We start from the raw sequence: 18,376 nt of genomic DNA, 5'->3' as shown, positions 1-18,376 counted from the left end.
ATTCAAACTTTATGGTTTTAATTTTTTTCGTAGACTACAAAATCGTGATGATATTTGTTCTTTTCATCTACAACACCTGGTTTACGGGAAACTTCCTTCCATTCCTCACGATTGATTTCTGGAAAAAACGTATCAGCATCAAAGGTGTGGTGGATCTCTGTGACATACAAGCGATCTGCAACAGGCAGGAACAGCTTAAAGATTTCCGTTCCCCCGATCACACATAGTTCTTCTGTTTCTTTTTGAATGACTTCGTCGACAGAATGAACGACCGTCGTTCCCTCAGCTTGATACTGCTCATCTCTTGTTACTACGATATTCTCTCGACCAGGCAAAGGCTTGCCGATAGATTCATACGTTTTACGACCCATCACGATCGGCTTTCCCATCGTTACGTTTTTAAAATGCTTGAGATCGTTAGGCAAGTACCACGGTAGATCATTGTCTTTACCGATCGCGCGATTTTCATCCATCGCTACAACAAACGAGATCATACGCTCACCACACCTTTAATATGTGGATGTGCCTCATAGTCAACAAGTTCAAAGTCTTCATAAGTAAAATCAAAGATACTCGTCACGTTTGGATTAATCTTCATCTTCGGAAGCGGCTTTGGCTCACGAGTGAGCTGCAGCTCTACTTGTTCAAGGTGATTGGTGTAGATGTGTGCGTCCCCAACAGTGTGAACGAATTCCCCTGGTTTAAGTCCGGTCACTTGAGCCACCATCATTGTTAACAAAGCATATGACGCAATATTAAAAGGAACACCTAAGAAACTGTCTGCTGAGCGCTGATAAAGCTGGCAGGAGAGCTTTCCATCCGCAACATAAAATTGAAACAATAAATGACATGGTGGCAGCGCCATATTCGGAATATCAGAAGGATTCCATGCAGAGACGATTAATCGTCTTGAATCTGGATTCTTCTTGATGTCTTCAATTACGTTTGATATCTGATCGATCGTCTCACCGTTCGGAGCCGACCATGAGCGCCACTGATGTCCATAAACAGGACCTAAGTTTCCATCTTCATCGGCCCACTCATCCCAAATCCGTACACCGTTTTCTTTTAAATAAGCAATATTTGTGTCGCCTTTTAAGAACCAAAGCAATTCATGAATAATCGATTTTAAATGCAGCTTCTTAGTCGTAACAAGCGGAAAGCCTTTCTGTAGGTCGAACCTCATCTGACGACCGAACACAGAAACGGTCCCAGTGCCTGTCCGATCCTCTTTTTTCGTACCGTTATGTAAAATATCTTGAAGAAAATCCAGATATTGTTTCATCACTCATCGCCTCCTGTTTCTTTTAATCGTATCATATGAAAAGTCATAAAAATAGCTTCAACACCTAACACTTTTTCCCTTCTATACACATAAAAATAATAGTGAAGAAAGGAGTGGAAGCATGTTAGAGATGAACCCGATCTTAATTGAAGGACATCCGTTTACCGCTGTCACCCTTCGTTTGCCAAAAACGAATTTTATGGCTGTATTCAACGACAATGGATATATCATGTGTGGGGCACTTGACGTAGCTCTTTTAAACGAAAAGTTAGCAGACCGTAAAATTATCGCAGGACGCGCTGTTGGAGTAAGAACAATCGAACAGCTGCTGGATGCACCTTTAGAATCTATTACTCTTGAAGCAAAAGAAAAAGGTATTGAAGTTGGTATGCAAGGGCGAAAAGCACTTTTAAAAATGATCTAGAGCATTTTATCGGCGAGATTTGAAATATATCGGCAAGAAAAAGAATATATCGGCGAAAAATCATTTATATCGGCAACTTTTCAAATATATCGGCGAAAAATGAAATATATCGACATTTGCAATAAAACGACAACACCCTCTGCCAAAATGGCAGAGGGTGTTTCATTATGCTTTAAAACGATCTCTTGTTATTTTTAATGAAATAAGATTAATGCATAAGACCAAGGATAAGAACTGTATGCGCTTCGCATCATTGATATATATGTAGACACATAGTAAGTAAACGCCACTGATGATAAAGGCAATTTGTAAGCAGTACATCATCTGAATCAATTTTTTGAAATTCAAAGTGATCCCCACTTTCTTTATCCAGTTCACGATATTTCGTTCACCCTATTAGTATATCAGTCTACCTTGAAAAATGAATCCTTTCCTTCTTTTTGAAATGGATTTGTAATATAAGGAAAACTCAGAACAAGTCCAACTGCCTCGGAGCCAAAAAGTCGTATTGAATATCCAGAAGTTCAATCATCTGCTTCGCGTTATCGGCAGCATCTCCACCCGAATTATTGTTAAAAAGAATGGTTAGATCCTTCGTTTCTGAAGAAAGCTGTTGTATGCGCTCCCTCCATTCTTGAAGCTCTGTCTCATTATAACGATATAGATAACGTACTTCTCTCCAGTTCGGTTGACCTTGGTTGTTCCAGCCATAAACGTTTCGGCCATGCATCCTAACAAGTGTCTTTTCCGCTGTTGTGTGCATGACGATTGGAATCGAGCCTTGTCCGGCTTGAGGTTCATCACAAATAGTATGAATCCAATTCTCTTCCCTAATAAATTGAAGCGTCTTCTCCTTCATTTCATCACTGAACCAGGTTTGATTACGGAACTCAAGAGCTAAAGGAATATCACCCATCATTTCTTTTGCATAGCGAAGCATCTGGACATTTTCTTTCTTACAATCAAACCACGGTGGATACTGAAACAAGACCATTTCAAGCTTGCCTGACGAGATGACAGGTTGAATAGACTCTATAAACGCCTCATACATTTCTTTAACTGAGTCAAAAGGCAGCTTGCCTCTTGAATGTCCCGTCATCCCTTGATACGCCTTTACAACAAACGAAAAATCCTGTGGTGTAGAAGCTACCCACTTTTCATAGTTTTTGACAGGCTGTACCGCGTAAAAGGAAGAATCAACTTCTACAACAGGAAAGTGGCCGCTATATACAGCAAGCTTTTCTCTTGCAGGAGTACCATCTGGATAAAGAGAATCGTGATCTCCCCAGCCTGTTACACCGATTTTTATCATTCTTTGAAGTCACCTGCCTGTGAGTTACAATTTATTTAATCCTTTTGATCGGACAAACTCTTTCATATACGTCCGTTTAGGAGTCGCCATCGATGCTGTGATCTGCGTGACCCAGCCTTCTGTACGTTTTCCGCCTGTTCTTTCTGTGTAATATGCAGCAGTTTCTTTTTCATACTGATCTAGGAGAGCTTCTGTTTCCTCAGAATTTTGGTATTGATTTTTATGAAAAACGGCTGCCATCGGCAAGCGCGGCTTTTTCCCAGGCTCAGCGTCCGGATATCCAACCGCTACCCCAAACAATGGAAGTACATGGTCTGGGCAATCCAACAACGCTGAAACTTCCTGCAGTTGATTACGAATTCCCCCTATATAAACGATACCAAGTCCGAGAGATTCAGCAGCTATACATAAGTTTTGTGCAGCAAGAGCGGCATCCGCTGTTCCTACGATAAACGCTTCAGTGGATTGGATGGTTTTGTGAATATCTATTGTGTTCATGTCTGCAGCAATCTTATGACGATTATAATCCATACAAAAAACAAAGAAATATCCATTGTCTGCAACATAAGACTGATTACCCGCAAGCTCAGCTAGTTTTTCTTTCTTTTCCCGGTCTTCTACTCCAATAATCGTACAAACTTGTTGATAGCTTGAAGTAGACGCAGCTTGAGCACATTGTACAAGTGTTTCAACCGTTTCATCATCTAACGGCTTGTCTTTAAACTTTCGAATCGATCGGTGAGCTAATATTGTTTCTATAATTTCGTTCATCACATAAGCTCCTTCTTTAAAGTTATGGTTGATTGCATTATATCTTTTTCGTATATAAAAAAGCGAACCATTTGAAGTCTTTATAATCTCTTCTTCTCATTAACGCAAAGAGATGGTATACTAATTTAGCGATGAGCTAATTGCATAAGACGAGATTGACGCGCCTTTTGGCAATGCACTATGTGGAGTGCTGTCTCTCGCCGCAATATACGCAAAAAAGACGTCCAATCGGGCGTCTTTTTTCTATATATTCTTACCTGGACACTAAAAAAACAAAAGTTAAGTGAGGAGAGAGAAGATGAAGAAAAGTTATACAATCTTACTTCTAATCTGCTTGTTTGCAACATTATTATCTGCATGCTCAAAAAATGAATCTTCAGAGTCAGCCAAAAAAGAATCTAATGTAGAATTAACAATTTCAGCTGCAGCCAGTCTACAAGATGTATTAAATAAAATTGCGACCCAATATGAAAAAGAAAATCCGAATGTCAGCATCACTTATAATTTCGGAGGCTCTGGTGCACTTCAACAGCAAATCTCTAACGGTGCACCTGTTGATCTTTTTTTCTCTGCAGCAGAAGACAAATTTGACCAGCTTGTGGAGAAAGGACTCATTGAAAAGAAACTTGGAACAGATCTTGTAGGAAATGAACTTGTCTTAGTCGTTGGGAAAGACTCACAAAACATCAAGCGTTTTGAAGATTTGATAAAGGTAAAAAAAATAGCAGTTGGTACTCCTGAAACGGTTCCAGCAGGTCAATACGCCACAGAAACGCTAGAAAATTTGGATTTATTAAAAGAAGTTGAACAAAGAATCGTTTACGCCAAAGACGTTCGCCAAGTGCTTACATACGTAGAAACGGGTAATGTCGATGCTGGTATCGTTTATAAGACTGATGCGATGATCTCTTCTAAAGTCAAAGTAGCAGCTGTTGCTAGAGAAGATACTCATTCGCCTATCATCTATCCAGTCGGAGTAATAAAAGAGACTTCTCATAGAAAAGAAGCAGAGCAGTTCTATAAATATTTGCAAAAAGAAGAAACATTAAATACGTTTGAAAAGTTCGGTTTCAAAAAGGTTGAATAATCGTTCACTTACGAGCATGTAAACACAAAAAAGCCTTGGTGCAGTCTTACACCAAGGCTTTTCTTTATTAACCGATAGAACCTTCCATCTCAAACTTGATTAACGAAGACTTTCATAACATATTAAATAGATGTAAAAACTCTGTTAATTCAAGGTTTTCCATGTATTGATTTTTAAACTATTTCAATGCTTTTCAAATTCAGTTGGCACAAAGTTGGCACGAAGCCTTCCTTCTCCTAAGGATCTTAATTTAACCCTTTAACTTCCTTATGGCTTTTGCTTGTTAAACTTATTGTTAATGTTCAATTGATTTATGTTCCATAGATCTAGTAACAATTTCTGAATTACGATTCGTATTTAACACTGGCGTAACAGGTTTAAATAAATTCTTATCAACTTTATTAGTAATAATAAAGTTATACATATCCATATCCTGTTTGAATTTTACAGTTTTCAATGGTATTGCGATTAAAGTTAAAATAATGATCTCAAATATCGCTTTTTCACCTACTAACAGTATCCCTATTAATGGCATTGTCATTAACAGCTTTCTCAATGAAAAATCCCCCTATTTATATTTTCATAATTTTTCAAAAATAACCTGATTATATTTTACCACATTATTACAAATTTGATATCTACTATCCTTACCAGATTAAATTAAAAAACAAAAAGCACTCCTAAATGATATGCTCCCCTTAAGGTAGACAGATGAAATAAAAAGTCTGTTTATCTTAAGGGGAGTTTTTTTATGGGGTATTCTAAAGAGTTTAAATACACAGTCTTATCTACTTATAAAGAGGGCGAATTTACAATAAAAGAGCATTGTAAAAAGTTTGAGATAGCCAAGACCTCTCTTAAGAAATGGATTGAGCAATTTGAGAGATATGGAATGGAAGGTCTTAGATCCTCAAGTCCCTGGAAGTCTTATTCTAAAGAGCTCAAGGTCAGAGCTGTTAGGGATTATTTGTCAGGTCAATACTCTCAGAATGAACTTATAAGAATGTATGGTATTTCAAGTAGATCGGTCCTCCAGGAATGGATTAAGACGTATAATAGTTATAGAGAATTAAAGGGTACGTCTATGGGGAGGACGAGTTCTATGACTAAAGGAAGAAAAACAACATGGGGTGAACGTAGACAGATTGTACTTGATTGTTTGGAGAACGGGAAGGATTATCAGAAAAAAGCTGAAACATACGAGGTCTCCTACCAACAGGTGTATCAATGGGTTAAGAAGTATGAAAAAGATGGAGATGAAGCGCTTAAAGATAAGCGTGGAAGAACAAAGCAAGAAAACGAGTTAACACCTGATGAGGCATTTAAGTTACAGATGAAAAGATTAGAACGAGAGAATGAACGATTACGGGCGGAAAATGCATTCTTAAAAAAGTTAGAGGAGATCGAAAGGAGGCAAAAGTAGTCTATATACCAAATGAAAATAAATATATGGCCATCCAGGAACTACATGTTAAAGAAAAAGTAAGTATTCTTTTGCTTTGTGAAATCGCAGGTCTCTCACGAGCTGCCTATTATAAGTGGCTAAAACGAATGCCTTCTAAGCAAGAGCGTCAGAATAATGAGATTATAAAAGAGCTGAAAGCTCTCCATAAGAAAGTGGAGGGCATCTATGGGTATCGTCGAATGACAATGAATATAAACCGAATCTTAAACAAGAAATTTAATCCTAAACGGATTTATAGGCTGATGAGGGTTGCGGATATACAGTGCGTCATTCGAAAAAAGAAGAGTAGATATAAGCGTTCTATCCCCCAACATGTGGCGGAGAATGTGTTAAATCGTGAATTCACAGCAGAAAAGAAAAATACAAAATGGGTAACGGATGTCACAGAATTCAAATATGGTTCACAAAAGAAAGCTTATCTAAGTGCCATTTTAGATTTGTATGATGGATCAATCGTAAGCTATGTAGTAGGACATTCGAATAATAATAGCCTCGTGTTCAAAACGCTAGACCAAGCAATAGAACAGTTAGAGGAAGAACAACCACTTATTCACAGTGATCGAGGATTTCAGTACACTTCTCATGGGTTCAAACGCAAGGTGGATCAAGCCCAAATGACTCAAAGCATGTCACGTGTGGGTAGATGTATAGATAATGGACCAATGGAATCATTCTGGGGAACCCTCAAGTGTGAAAAGTATTACTTACATAAATTTGAGACATTTGAAAACCTGTCTATAGCGATAGATGAGTATATCCATTTTTATAATTATGAAAGATATCAAAAACGATTAAACGGCCTCAGCCCTATAGAATATAGAGCTGAAGCCTCTTAGTTGGTTTTTATTATTTTTACTGTCTACTTGACGGGGTGCAGTTCAAAATGAGAGTGCTTTTAAATCTTTAATTTTAATGGTACTTGCGATGTACCGTCTTCCCGTCATACGTGAACAACACAGGCTTTTGCTCAATCTTTGTCTCCATGTGAACAGGTCTTCCCCAGAGATGATGAAGATGCGGCAGTACTTTTTCAAGATACTTCACATCAAGTTCCATATCCTCATAGCTATGATTGAGGTATAGCTCCCCATTCTTCATGTAATCTGCGTCATTTACTGTAATGTATGGAAACCCTCCGTTCACACGCATACTCACGAGCTGGTCACGTACTTCCTCCCACTGCTTGTCGACAATCTTGTATTCCTTCCCTTGCTTTTGGAACAGATACATGTCTTCTCTTTGTGCTAAATCTTTAGTTAAATAGTTTCGGATAAACGACATGTCGGATTCCAGTTCACGGACCTCGAACATTTTCTCTCGTCCTGATCCTGGTTTAACCCCTTGTCTGATCAGCTCTTCATCTGGGTTGTTGTAGCGTTCTTCGATGTTCTTGAAGATCTGTAACCCTAAGTAATATGGATTGATCGATGTTTTCGATGGTTGGACAACACCCGCGTTTAATTTAGCGAATTCAATCGTTTCATGAGAGGTCAAGTCCATTTCTTGTAGAATTTTGGCGTGCCAGTAGCTAGCCCAGCCTTCGTTCATGATTTTACACTATTCGATTCAAATGCCACCAATTATGAGAAATTATTGTTTTTTTACATTAGACATGAGGTTAATTTTCCTCTGCCTTTCTATTGATATGTCTAAATGGTTACAGATTCTTTGTTTATCTTTATAACTTGTCTCAAACATATATAGGTGGTTAATTACTAAACCCCTAAGTAAACTATAACCAATTAAATTATTTTTATCTGTTAAATCTTTTTTTAAAGTTGCAATATCATTAAATGGTATTGTCTGAATATGGTCTAACTTTATAGATAAGTCTATTAATCTAATAGCATTGGTATAATTCTCATCTAAAATATGCTTAAATATTTCCGATAGTTTATCTGTACCCACGGAGGTTGATATTTTTTTAATAAAATGAAAGGACATAGCAGTACAGATATTGAATACAAAACTCCTTGCTTCATTTTCAATTTCTACCTTACCAGAAATCCCCTTCTCACTTATTACCTTTTCTATTTCCTTAACGATGGAGTCCATATGAGTATTTATCATATTTAGAAAGGAACTTAAGGATCTCAATCCAAGGAAATATGCCTCACTGCCTAAAATGATTTTTTGGGTTCGTTTAATTGACCCATAATAATTTTTTAAGACCAAACCAACAATTTCCAAAGTTTTAAATGACCAATTCAATTTCCCTAAAATGTCTAATTCTTTTGCCTCATCATCCCTTATATCATAACCAGTAGCAGCTATTTCATTTTGACTTCTTTCTATTTGGTCTTTCATTTCTAACCTTTGCGTTCTATGCTCTTTAACTTCTTTGTTATCAATTACTAACTTAGGTACATCACTAATAAGTTGATTCAAATTATTAATTTCATCATTTAATTCTGTAGGTTTGAATTCATTAAATATAGACTGAGCATTAATTAAAATTTCATTTAAAATAAAAGGATCTTTTGATATATGTGTTAAAAACATTATTATATTTGCGTATTCTTCATAATATAGGTTTTTACACATTTCAGATACTTTTTCTCTTATACCTGGTTCTGAAATATTAATGGCTAAGTATCTTGCTACAAAATAGTAGTACGTATAATTATATTTAAATTTATAAGTTTCTTGTATAGATTCTAAAATAGAAGCTTCAACTAGTTTAGAGAAATACTTATCAAATTTATAATCAAGAGCATACTCATCACAATACCAACTATTAAAATTTTCTAATTCGATTTTAGATTTTTCAATAGTTTTATCTTCAAAATAGACGTAGGCCAACTCAGTAATATAATTATAAAAAGCATCAATATCTTCATTTTTCATATTAAGATTAATAAGAGATTGTTTAATTAAATGTTCATAATAATAACCATAAGTACTTTCAGCAAGGTTATGTGATTCACCTGACTCTAAAGTCTGTAACATTACTAGAATAAAAAAAGGATATGATGGAACGTAATTATTTCCAATAATCGTGTTAATAGTGTTTTCAAAATAATCGTTTTTTGAAATTAGTTCCTTTTCATCCAAAGTTTCTAAATCACCTATACTATTCCATTGATTAATTAATTGAGCTCTAAGTCTATGACCAAAGTGCATAATCTCAAGTTTTTGAAATCTCTCAAGTAATTCTTCATGTGTATCATCATTAAATAGTAGTTCTAAAAACTTAAAAAGTTCGTTTCCAGTAATAATAATATTGTCAAAGTATCTATCTAAATTAGCTAGTAGGTTTAAAGAAAATTTGTTATTCAATTTATTTTGATCGTAATCATCTATAATAATAATCTTCTTATTATCTGGTAATTGTTTAAATTCATCTAGAGATTCTTCAGAATATTGGTTGTTGTAAGCTTTATATAGCACCTTATTAAAATCATCAATGGAAGATTTTTTTATATCTCTTCCATTTACTAAAACTGGAACATAGCCATTTAACTTATAATGCTTATAAATAGTTTTACATAGTGTACTTTTACCAGATTTCTCTTCCCCTGTAATAAAAAATTTATTTTCACTTCCAATTTCTTTTATAACTTCTAAATTAACATATTCACTTATGTCTTCTTTTAATTTCACTTCATATTTTATGACTTTTGCATCAGGAAAGATATAAATATCATCTAGTGAAATTTCTGATTTTTTTGGATGTTTCAAAGTTAACCCAGGATCATTTAAATAATTATTAAAATCTTCGTTGTTTTCATTAACAGATGAGTTTGTACTTCCTATCCTTAAATCCGTCCAATTAATCTGCTTATTTACATGATATTTATTAACTTCCCAACTAAATTTTAATATCTTTTGTTGTTGAAGATCCATATCAATAAGAATTAGATTGAAATCACTTTCAACTGGATTTCCTGTTTGTAGTGCACCACCTTCGATGTAACCAGTATAATTACCATCAAAGTCTAAGGACTGCTTATAAGTTGGAAAATGCTCGTGGCCAGTTAGAACAAGGTCTGAAAAATCTTCAATAATCTCTTTATTTGCTCTATTGTTAATAGGATCTAACCAATGTAAAGGATGATGAAGAAGAGTTATATTAATATCACCACTTGTTCTAATTTCATCTTTAAACAGATGCAAAGGATAGTACATTTTGCTAGGTTGCTCATGTCGTTCAGAAATCCAAGAGGTATTTAAACAGTTAAAGATTATCTTAATATCATTATCCAATTCAAAAAGATGTTTTTTAAATAATAGATGATCATAAATAATATGTTCTTTTTCTGTATATAAACTTGCGAAATCAATATAATTTAACTGCGGCGAACATATTTCCTTAATAATTTTGTCAGAAGGAATGTCAGTTGAATGGGTTCTTATATTTTCAAGTAACACCTGTCTTAATGATTGATCAGTAGAAAAATCACAATCATGGTTACCAGGAATAGTAATAATATAAATATTTATTTCCCTTTCCTTTATTAAAGAGTTTTTTAATCCTTCTAGAAACTCTACTCCAATTTCATATTCAACTTGAGACCCTGAAAATGCCATATCACCAGTCATTACTATAAAAAGAGTCTCTATATCATATAATTCACTTTTTATTGCAAGACTAATTTTTTCAACTTTTTCTAAAAGACTATTGTTTTCATTTTTAAAATGTATATCACTGATATGTAACATAGAAAATTTCATTTCACTTTACCCCTTCCTAAGAAAATAGACAACTAATACCAAATATTCGACAAATTGTATTATTTTTCCTTTAAAATAACAAAATTGAACACTTAATAATTAAATCCAACAATATAAAAAAGCCCCTGTAGGGAGATTTCTAAAGGGACTTTTGAACATTTATAGCATTCTTTAATAGCCCATATGAAACCTATTGAATTACCAGACCTTATTTTGCGTTATGTAGAAAATATGTAAAAAAAAGTTAGGATTAATCCCTAGCCTTTTAATGGACATTTTCGCAAGTTTGTTTCCGAGTAAATAAAAATTTGATAAAACAAATTTAACGGACAATCCTTCTAATGAATACAATCCTATTTGATCTCCGCTTATTTTTTCTGATCTTGCACGCTGAACTGCGATATCCAATGTTCTTAGAACTTACCTTTTTGGAACATGAAAGTGAGACGTACCAAAGCCTTTTAGACTGTTTCTCGTAAATTGTCCCCATAGAGTCTACTTAATTGAGACACTTTCTCTATTTCACGAGACTCGATGCAGTTCTTAATTGCATCAATTTAAAAATGCCAAAACCACCAAAAAGGTGGTTTTGGCTTGTAGCTATGGAATAATAAAAAGTTACCAAACAGATGAAATTTACTTTCTTTAATTACAACTCATTAACAAAATGGGCTGTCTACTATCGGATAGAATCGTAATTATCTTTTCTTAATATATGATAAAAGTATCTTTATACTTTCATCAATTCAACCTTATTTATTTCTAAATATGCATGGAATGCAGGATTTATTTCATATCGTTGATTTTTTTTATTTTTTAAAACTAATTTACGAGCCAAGTTTTCAGTAATTTTCTTGGGTCTTTTTTCACTAAAATACTCAAACTTATTTTCTGCAACTTCCAATCCCAAAAAAGTCAATTCGCACAAGACTTCAATAATATGCTTTGTATCTTTATCAGCTGTACACCACTCTACTAAACAATTTTCTAATTCATTTTTATCGATAATAGAATTATGTCCTGCAAATTCATAAAATACTGACTCTAATTCCGGAATTCTATTCCCGTTTTCAGGAAGTAAAGACTGCAAAGCATATTCTGAATATTTAAATTCAGCTGCCTTAAAATCTTCCTCTTCTACTTTAGCATGCTCTTTGTTTATCGCTTCTTGAAAAGCCATTTTAAACAAAATTATAATATCACGTGGTCTAGGAAGAATAAAACTAGTTATATAGTCTTTTAAAGCTTGTCCATTAACAGTCTCACAGAAATAATCTCTCCAAAGAACTTCAGGACTTGGAATTTCATCAATATTATATTCAATCCTCTGCTCTATAACCTTAAATAACAGATTAGGCTCAGTCCATGATAGATTTTTATATGGTATTTTATCTCTTTCGTTTGCATATTTCATAACTCTAGTAAAGATATCACTTCTTAAAAAAGCAATAAGTGATAATTCTACATCAACCTGCTTATAATTTTTCATTCTAAACTCATCAGTAATTCTTTGGCCTACATTTAACAATCCAAACAATAATTGACTTAATCTTTCGAGATTAACATTGTCACTCCAATTCTTGTCTAGATTATCAATTAAAATACATACCCTCTCTTTTGAATGAAAAACTTTACCTAGTTTTTGTCTTAAATGAGAAATTATCTTGCTATGTAAAATTTCACTTACTTTAACTCTTTGCTGATCAATTTCATTATTGTAGTCTAATAACTTTAATTTAGTGACTGCATTTTCAAGTCTAAGTGTGAAATCAGCATTGATAAGTTTTTCATTTTTTTTAATAAAGTCCTCTAGTTCTAATTCATCATTGGTTTTAGGTATCTGAGGGGGTTGGTTACATAAATATTCATAATATGATTTTGCTAGTTCTGTATAAATCAAAAATTTCCAAATGCTTTCGATTAAATGTCCTTGTTCAGAACTGGTTAATGTTTTTTCTAATATATTTAATACACCTTCGAATTCATGACCTTGGGGTTGTATGGAACAAACAAAGTTTCTTTTATCTGAAGATAGCTCATCTTTAATTTTTATTAAATTTGCTGTTTTACCAGTACCTTTTCTACCTACAAAAAGTACCTGCTGTGATTTGAGTGCTTCCTTGTATTCTGCTGTTTCAACAAAGTATTCTATTAAATCAACTGGCTCGTTTTCCGCTACATGGTCACCAATGATTAAACTCTTTATACTATTAAGAGCTTTTTGTCCTGCTTTGTGCTGTCTGTTTTCTTCCTTCATATTATTCCGTTTATTTATCAAGGGTTCAAGCCAAGTCTCCGAAATTTCAACACACTTTTTACTTGTTTTATGTGTATGCAAATGGTCATGATAATCTAAAGGTGTTTCATAAGGTTCATGAGCTAAAATGAGCAAATTTAGATCCAGGCCTTGTGCAATTCCCGCTACCATTGCTTTTTCTGATGACCAAAAAATATCTTCACCAACTTCTCCATCTTGATTTAAAGTGTGAAAATGTACTAAAACTCCTAAAGAATTTTGCAATGCTTTAACATACCAACTTAGTGGGTTACGACCTTCATATGGATCTGCTGTTAATAATGGTAGCTTTGAACTTTGTACTAGTGAAGTTAACTCTGTTGAAGCTGTTGTTCCTGTTCCACACTTCAAATAAACCAAACTTTTGGTGTTACCCAAATTTTCATCTTGAATATTTATTGTTTCTGCTAATTGATGTGGATTTTCTTTGAAAAATTTAATTTTAAGTTCATCTGCGTTATTATATCCTGCATATCCAATGGTTGTTAATGATTTTAACTGACGGTAATTGCTAGTAGATTTATTATGGGTTTCATTGAGAGTTATCCAAATTTTCTTTTTCTTACCAACTGCATATCCAAGTTCAAACAGTACATTGAAATTTAAGAAAGTTAAGTCGCAAATAAATAAATCACTATCATCAATAGTTTTTAATATTACATCTATCATATGTTTACCTGTTACATTTAGATCTTCCCATCTTGTTATTTTAACTGCTTTAGTAGCATTAATATTTTTTACTGCTTTAGCAATGTCTTCTTTTAAACTCTCGTTTCCTGATGGATAAGCATAAAATGCTTTAACAGTAGCCATAACAAGAACCTCACTTTATTTTAAATTTCACAGAAAATTAATACTGTTAAATCAATTATACCAAAATCCAAAATATGTTAAAGAAGGAAGTTTTGAATACTTTCGTTAAAAGTACGTAAAAAAGTCTTAGAAATTTTCGGCATTCTTGTAATCAGACTGTTTAATATTTGGTAATTCTTAGCTATGATTGAATCAATTGTACTTCAAGCTTCGAAGGCTGCAGATTCCAATTAAGAATGAGAAGTAACTAGATCCTCAAACACATCATTATAAAAAAAAATATACTTTTCCCAAGAACTGAATTTTTTATCAAACTGTATTAATTGATTATTCTTCCGAAATTGTTATAAAAAGAGGTAAACGTTCATTAAGTCTATTTACACATATTTGAACAGCTGAATGGGCTTAACTCTCTGCAAGATTAACAGTTCGTAAATGTGTACATTTTCGAATTTTATAATCTTAGAGATAAAATGAAAAACCCCTTGCAATTTAGAAAATTATTCAATTTATTCCGATAATCCCCACAATTATTACTCTTTCACCTTAAATATGTAATCATTTTTAAAATCATTTACGGTCCTGTAACCATTTTTGCATTATTTCTCGACATTTAATATTTACTCTTGTTTTATAACGATTCTGGAGGTGTATTAAATCCCTTTAAAAGTTGGTGCTGAATATGAAATTTTTAAACACTATTAAAAACATTTTCCCATCTTATTTAAAACTACCTGTCATCGTCATTCTTTTGTTGCAGTTTATATCGTTTTTTACTTTTTTTATGTTTGTTCCTTTTATATCCACTTACTTTAATCAAAATGTCGGCTTTTCTTTAGGTTTTGTTGGTTTCATTCTCGCAATAAGAATTTTGAGTCAACAAGGTCTAATGATTGTAGGAGGTGCCCTGGCTGATCGATTAGGATATAAAAAAATAGTGGTAATCGGATTTTTCTTTCGCGGAATTGGATTTGCATCGATGGGATTAACCACAAATGGTTTTTTGGTCATAATTGCAGCTATTTTGAGTGGACTAGGCGGAGCATTATTCAGTCCTGCTCTTAAAGCAAATTTAACTTCGCTAACACCAGAAGGAAAGCATAAGGAAATATTTTCTCTAATGAATATCATAGAGAACGCTGGAACTGTATTGGGACCATTAGCCGGACTTTATTTTTCAATAGATGACTTTAAACATCTTAGTGTTCTTTCAGGATTATTATTTCTGATTCTTTGTATAGTTGCTATATTTCTCCCAAAAGTATCTAAGCCACTTAATACTAAGACTTGGATCCAAGAATTTGCTGAAATTATTAAAGATAAGTCATTTGTAGGTTTGACTGTTAGTTTGATTCCTTTTCATTTTTTATATCAACAGCTGTATCTAACATTACCAATCATTTCAACGAATGTGACAGGGTCTTCTGGTTGGATTTTTACTTTTGTAACTTTAATAATTATTATTTTCCAGTGGCCTGTATTCTTAATGATTAAGGATAGAACGATTCATTCATTATTCTTTTTCAGTTATGTTACTATTCTAATTTTTATTGTCCCCATTACGTTTGGAAACAATATAGCTACTCTATTATTAGTGCTAACTGGAATTGCTATTGGATCGATTACATTACTGCCATTGTTCCAAAGCTATATTGCCCACAATTCCCCTAAAGAATCACTGGCAGCCTATTTTGGTTTTTCAAACTTAGCAATGGCAATCGGGGGATCATTAGGTAATTTGGTAGGTGGAGTTATATATGATTATTTTTTAAAAAACGGTCAACCAGAAAAATATTGGATCGTAGTCAGCTTCTTAAGCCTTTTGCCTTTATTCATTCTTTATAAAAAAAACAAAACAAAAAAGACATTAAAACCTAAGGAGGAATGGTAATGAATTTAAAATCATCCTTACAATTAATTGATATTAATAGAATTATGCTTCATGAACCATATGAACCAGCACGTCTTTCTAAAATTAAGAATGCCATAAAACTAGATGGTGTAATAAGAAATCCGATCATAGCTCTACATTTAGAAAACGAAAAATATTTAGTTTTAGATGGTGCACATCGATTAAACGCACTAAAAGAAATGGGGTGTTTGAGAGTTCCCATACAAATTGTGGATCCCAATCATGTAAGAATAAACGCATGGCATCACATAGTTCCAGCTGGAAAATGGTTTGAAGAATTAACAAAACATCCATCAATAGAAGTAACAAAAAAAGTTCGAGCAGATGAAATCCCTCTTGCAACTCTGTCGTTTCATGACCATTCCGAACTTTATATTTATGCGAAGTACTCAACAAAAGAGCTATCTAAAAAGTTGGATGTTTGGCACGCCATTGTGAATGCTTACAGTGAATACCAAGAGGTACGACGTATACCTGCCCATTCTAAGGAAAGTCCAAACCTTGGTTTTATTCGATTTAACTATCCTGCAACATGTTTGGATACCATAAAAAAAGTTGTGAAACTTGGAAAACTCTATCCAGCTGGAGTTACTCGAATTCAAGTTAATGGGCGATTGTTAAATTTAAGGATTCCCTTTGAATTTTTAACATCTAAAAGTTTCGATGAGTTTGAATGGGAATCACTCTGTAAGCACCGAGAAGATAATTTACGTTTATATTCTGAAAATGTTTATCTTTATGAGGCATAATTCTGCAAAAATTATTGAATCTCATTTAACTGGAGGTATTTAATGTTACACACTATACAAAAAGCACCTGTGTATAACTCACTCAACCAATGTATCGGCAACACACCTATGGTTAGATTAGAGAGTTTATTTCCCCAACAAAATGTTTATGCAAAACTTGAATTTATGAATCCAGGTGGTAGCATGAAGGATCGCCCTGCGAAGTATTTCATAGAACAAGGACTGCAAAATGGACAAATAACTTCTGCAACTCACTTAATAGAAAGCAGTTCTGGAAACCTTGGCATTGCACTAGCAATGATTGCCCGTTATCACGGTTTATCTTTTACTTGTGTAGTCGATCCGAAAATTTCAAAGACAAATCTAAAAATCTTGAGAGCGTTTGGAGCAAATATCGTTATGGTCGAGGATAAAGACGATCAGGGTGGTTATTTAAAGACTAGAATAAACAAAGTTAAAGAAATTCTTGAAGAGTTACCCAATGGATATTGGATAAACCAATATGCCAATGAAAACAATTGGAAGGCACATTATTTAGGGACAGGTACTGAGATTATCGAACAGATTGATGCGAACATTGATTATTTAGTAGTACCCGTAAGTACTACAGGTTGTATTATGGGTACTAGCCGTAAACTTCGGGAAAAACATCCGAATTTAACGGTAATAGCCGTTGATGCTGTCGGATCAATAATCTTTAATACTCCTCCGGGAAAAAGAGAACTGCCTGGGTTCGGCGCTAGTAGAGTGCCGGAGATTTTAAATAATAACGAAATTGATAGGGTCATTCATGTTAATGATTTAGAATCCGTTAATGGATGTCATGAATTGTTACAAAGTGAAGGAATCTTTACTGGGGGTTCTTCCGGTGCTTCAGTTGCAGCTCTTAAAAAGTTAGTGAATTCTTTAGATAACCGTGAGAACATTGTAACTGTATTCCCTGATAGAGGAGATCGATATATTGATACAGTGTATGATGAACACTGGGTCTCACGGTTATGTTTATAATCATAAAAACTCTATTTATATGAAGAAAATGAGCTTTTCCTAGGATAAGCTCATTTTGTTGTTCATAAATTTGATTGTCTAAGAATATTCTTAACCCTTAAGACTAATTCTCTTGGGCTGAAAGGTTTTTTCATATAATCACTTGCTCCAATCGACAAACCATGTATTCTATCATCTTCTCCATATTTAGCTGATAAAATGAGGATTGGGATCGAGTGATTGTCTCTAATCATTTGGCAAAGTTCTTCTCCACTAATATCTGGAAGCATTAAATCAAGTATGACAAAATCAAATGAGGAAACTTTCAGATGATATAACGCATCTTTTCCATTAAATACACTTACTGTTTGAAATCCTTCCTTTTCAAAGTATGAAGAGATAACATCTACTAATTTTGGCTCGTCATCTATGATAAGAATTCTTACCATAATTCCCCTCCATTTTTAGTAAGATAGTTTAATTATTGATTATACTTACGTGATATTGAAGTTTTCAAAAAACGAGAAAATTTTGATTCTAAGATTTTTAATTTTTCATCTAATAACAGAATATCATCTAAATTGTTTTGTTTCTGATTTTT

Annotated in this window: 14 protein-coding genes and 1 pseudogene; 6 read left to right on the top strand and 9 right to left on the bottom strand. The window is 33.6% G+C overall.

Translation table 11 applies throughout. The features are described from left to right. Positions 1-17: 17 nt before the first annotated feature. Complete coding sequence (locus IHV11_RS01975) at positions 18-494, bottom strand: dihydrofolate reductase (protein ID WP_197193540.1); 477 nt, start codon at positions 492-494, stop codon at positions 18-20. Beyond that, on the bottom strand, positions 491-1,285 hold the full coding sequence (locus tag IHV11_RS01970) for a thymidylate synthase (protein ID WP_197193539.1): 795 nt from the start codon (positions 1,283-1,285) through the stop codon (positions 491-493). Before IHV11_RS01970 ends, IHV11_RS01975 begins: the two co-directional genes overlap by 4 nt. A 121-nt stretch (positions 1,286-1,406) precedes the next feature. Here IHV11_RS01970 and IHV11_RS01965 point away from each other — a divergent pair, with 121 nt between their 5' ends. Next, positions 1,407-1,709: a YunC family protein gene (locus IHV11_RS01965; protein ID WP_066397323.1), complete on the top strand. Its 303-nt coding sequence runs from the start codon at positions 1,407-1,409 to the stop codon at positions 1,707-1,709. Positions 1,710-2,178: 469 nt separating this feature from the next. On the opposite strand, the gene IHV11_RS01960 is transcribed toward IHV11_RS01965, so the two are convergent. Both IHV11_RS01960 and nfsA read right to left on the bottom strand, forming a co-directional pair. After that, a complete protein-coding gene (locus tag IHV11_RS01960) occupies positions 2,179-3,021 on the bottom strand; it encodes a DUF72 domain-containing protein (protein ID WP_197193538.1) in 843 nt (280 codons plus the stop codon). Positions 3,022-3,045: 24 nt separating this feature from the next. Continuing rightward, on the bottom strand, positions 3,046-3,792 hold the full coding sequence (nfsA, locus tag IHV11_RS01955; protein ID WP_197193537.1) for an oxygen-insensitive NADPH nitroreductase: 747 nt from the start codon (positions 3,790-3,792) through the stop codon (positions 3,046-3,048). A gap of 298 nt (positions 3,793-4,090) precedes the next feature. Between nfsA and modA the strand changes: the two genes are divergently transcribed. Next, positions 4,091-4,879, top strand: coding sequence for a molybdate ABC transporter substrate-binding protein (modA, locus tag IHV11_RS01950; RefSeq protein WP_197193536.1), 789 nt, complete (start codon positions 4,091-4,093; stop codon positions 4,877-4,879). Between the two features lie 295 nt (positions 4,880-5,174). On the opposite strand, the gene IHV11_RS01945 is transcribed toward modA, so the two are convergent. Continuing rightward, positions 5,175-5,435 (bottom strand): hypothetical protein, encoded by a 261-nt coding sequence (locus tag IHV11_RS01945; protein ID WP_197132099.1) that lies wholly within the window; start codon positions 5,433-5,435, stop codon positions 5,175-5,177. A gap of 195 nt (positions 5,436-5,630) precedes the next feature. On the opposite strand from IHV11_RS01945, the gene IHV11_RS21440 reads away from it, so the two are divergent. Then, positions 5,631-7,180, top strand: a protein-coding gene (locus IHV11_RS21440; RefSeq protein ID WP_370568613.1) for an IS3 family transposase whose coding sequence is annotated in 2 segments (ribosomal slippage) — positions 5,631-6,255 and positions 6,255-7,180 — 1,551 coding nt in all. Because the reading frame shifts where the segments join, the coding sequence is not laid out codon by codon here. A gap of 73 nt (positions 7,181-7,253) precedes the next feature. On the opposite strand, the pseudogene IHV11_RS01930 reads toward IHV11_RS21440, so the two are convergent. From IHV11_RS01930 to IHV11_RS21085, 3 genes and pseudogenes are all read right to left on the bottom strand, one after another. Further along, positions 7,254-7,898: pseudogene (locus tag IHV11_RS01930) on the bottom strand (SpoVR family protein); the annotation flags it as partial. Positions 7,899-7,934: 36 nt separating this feature from the next. After that, complete coding sequence (locus tag IHV11_RS01925; RefSeq protein ID WP_197129862.1) at positions 7,935-11,018, bottom strand: metallophosphoesterase; 3,084 nt, start codon at positions 11,016-11,018, stop codon at positions 7,935-7,937. 730 nt (positions 11,019-11,748) lie between these two features. Continuing rightward, a complete protein-coding gene (locus tag IHV11_RS21085) occupies positions 11,749-14,127 on the bottom strand; it encodes a P-loop ATPase, Sll1717 family (protein WP_231607365.1) in 2,379 nt (792 codons plus the stop codon). Between the two features lie 682 nt (positions 14,128-14,809). Between IHV11_RS21085 and IHV11_RS01915 the strand changes: the two genes are divergently transcribed. From IHV11_RS01915 to sbnA, 3 genes are read left to right on the top strand one after another with little or no spacing between them, the layout of a single operon-like run. Continuing rightward, entirely contained in the window at positions 14,810-16,018 is a 1,209-nt protein-coding gene (locus IHV11_RS01915) for an MFS transporter (RefSeq protein ID WP_197129860.1), read from the top strand. Continuing rightward, positions 16,018-16,788, top strand: a complete 771-nt coding sequence (locus IHV11_RS01910; RefSeq protein ID WP_197129858.1) for a ParB N-terminal domain-containing protein — start codon at positions 16,018-16,020, stop codon at positions 16,786-16,788. Before IHV11_RS01915 ends, IHV11_RS01910 begins: the two co-directional genes overlap by 1 nt. A 42-nt stretch (positions 16,789-16,830) precedes the next feature. Continuing rightward, positions 16,831-17,796: a 2,3-diaminopropionate biosynthesis protein SbnA gene (gene sbnA, locus IHV11_RS01905; RefSeq protein ID WP_197129856.1), complete on the top strand. Its 966-nt coding sequence runs from the start codon at positions 16,831-16,833 to the stop codon at positions 17,794-17,796. A 62-nt stretch (positions 17,797-17,858) separates the two neighbouring features. Here sbnA and IHV11_RS01900 read toward each other — a convergent pair whose 3' ends face one another. Beyond that, a complete protein-coding gene (locus tag IHV11_RS01900) occupies positions 17,859-18,224 on the bottom strand; it encodes a response regulator transcription factor (RefSeq protein WP_197129854.1) in 366 nt (121 codons plus the stop codon). Between the last annotated feature and the right edge of the window lie 152 nt (positions 18,225-18,376).

This window comes from Fictibacillus sp. 26RED30 (assembly GCF_015903845.1).
Taxonomy (GTDB): domain Bacteria; phylum Bacillota; class Bacilli; order Bacillales; family Fictibacillaceae; genus Fictibacillus; species Fictibacillus phosphorivorans.
The sequence above is the reverse complement of the archived record's forward strand: the minus strand, read 5'-3'. Positions and strand labels throughout refer to the sequence as shown.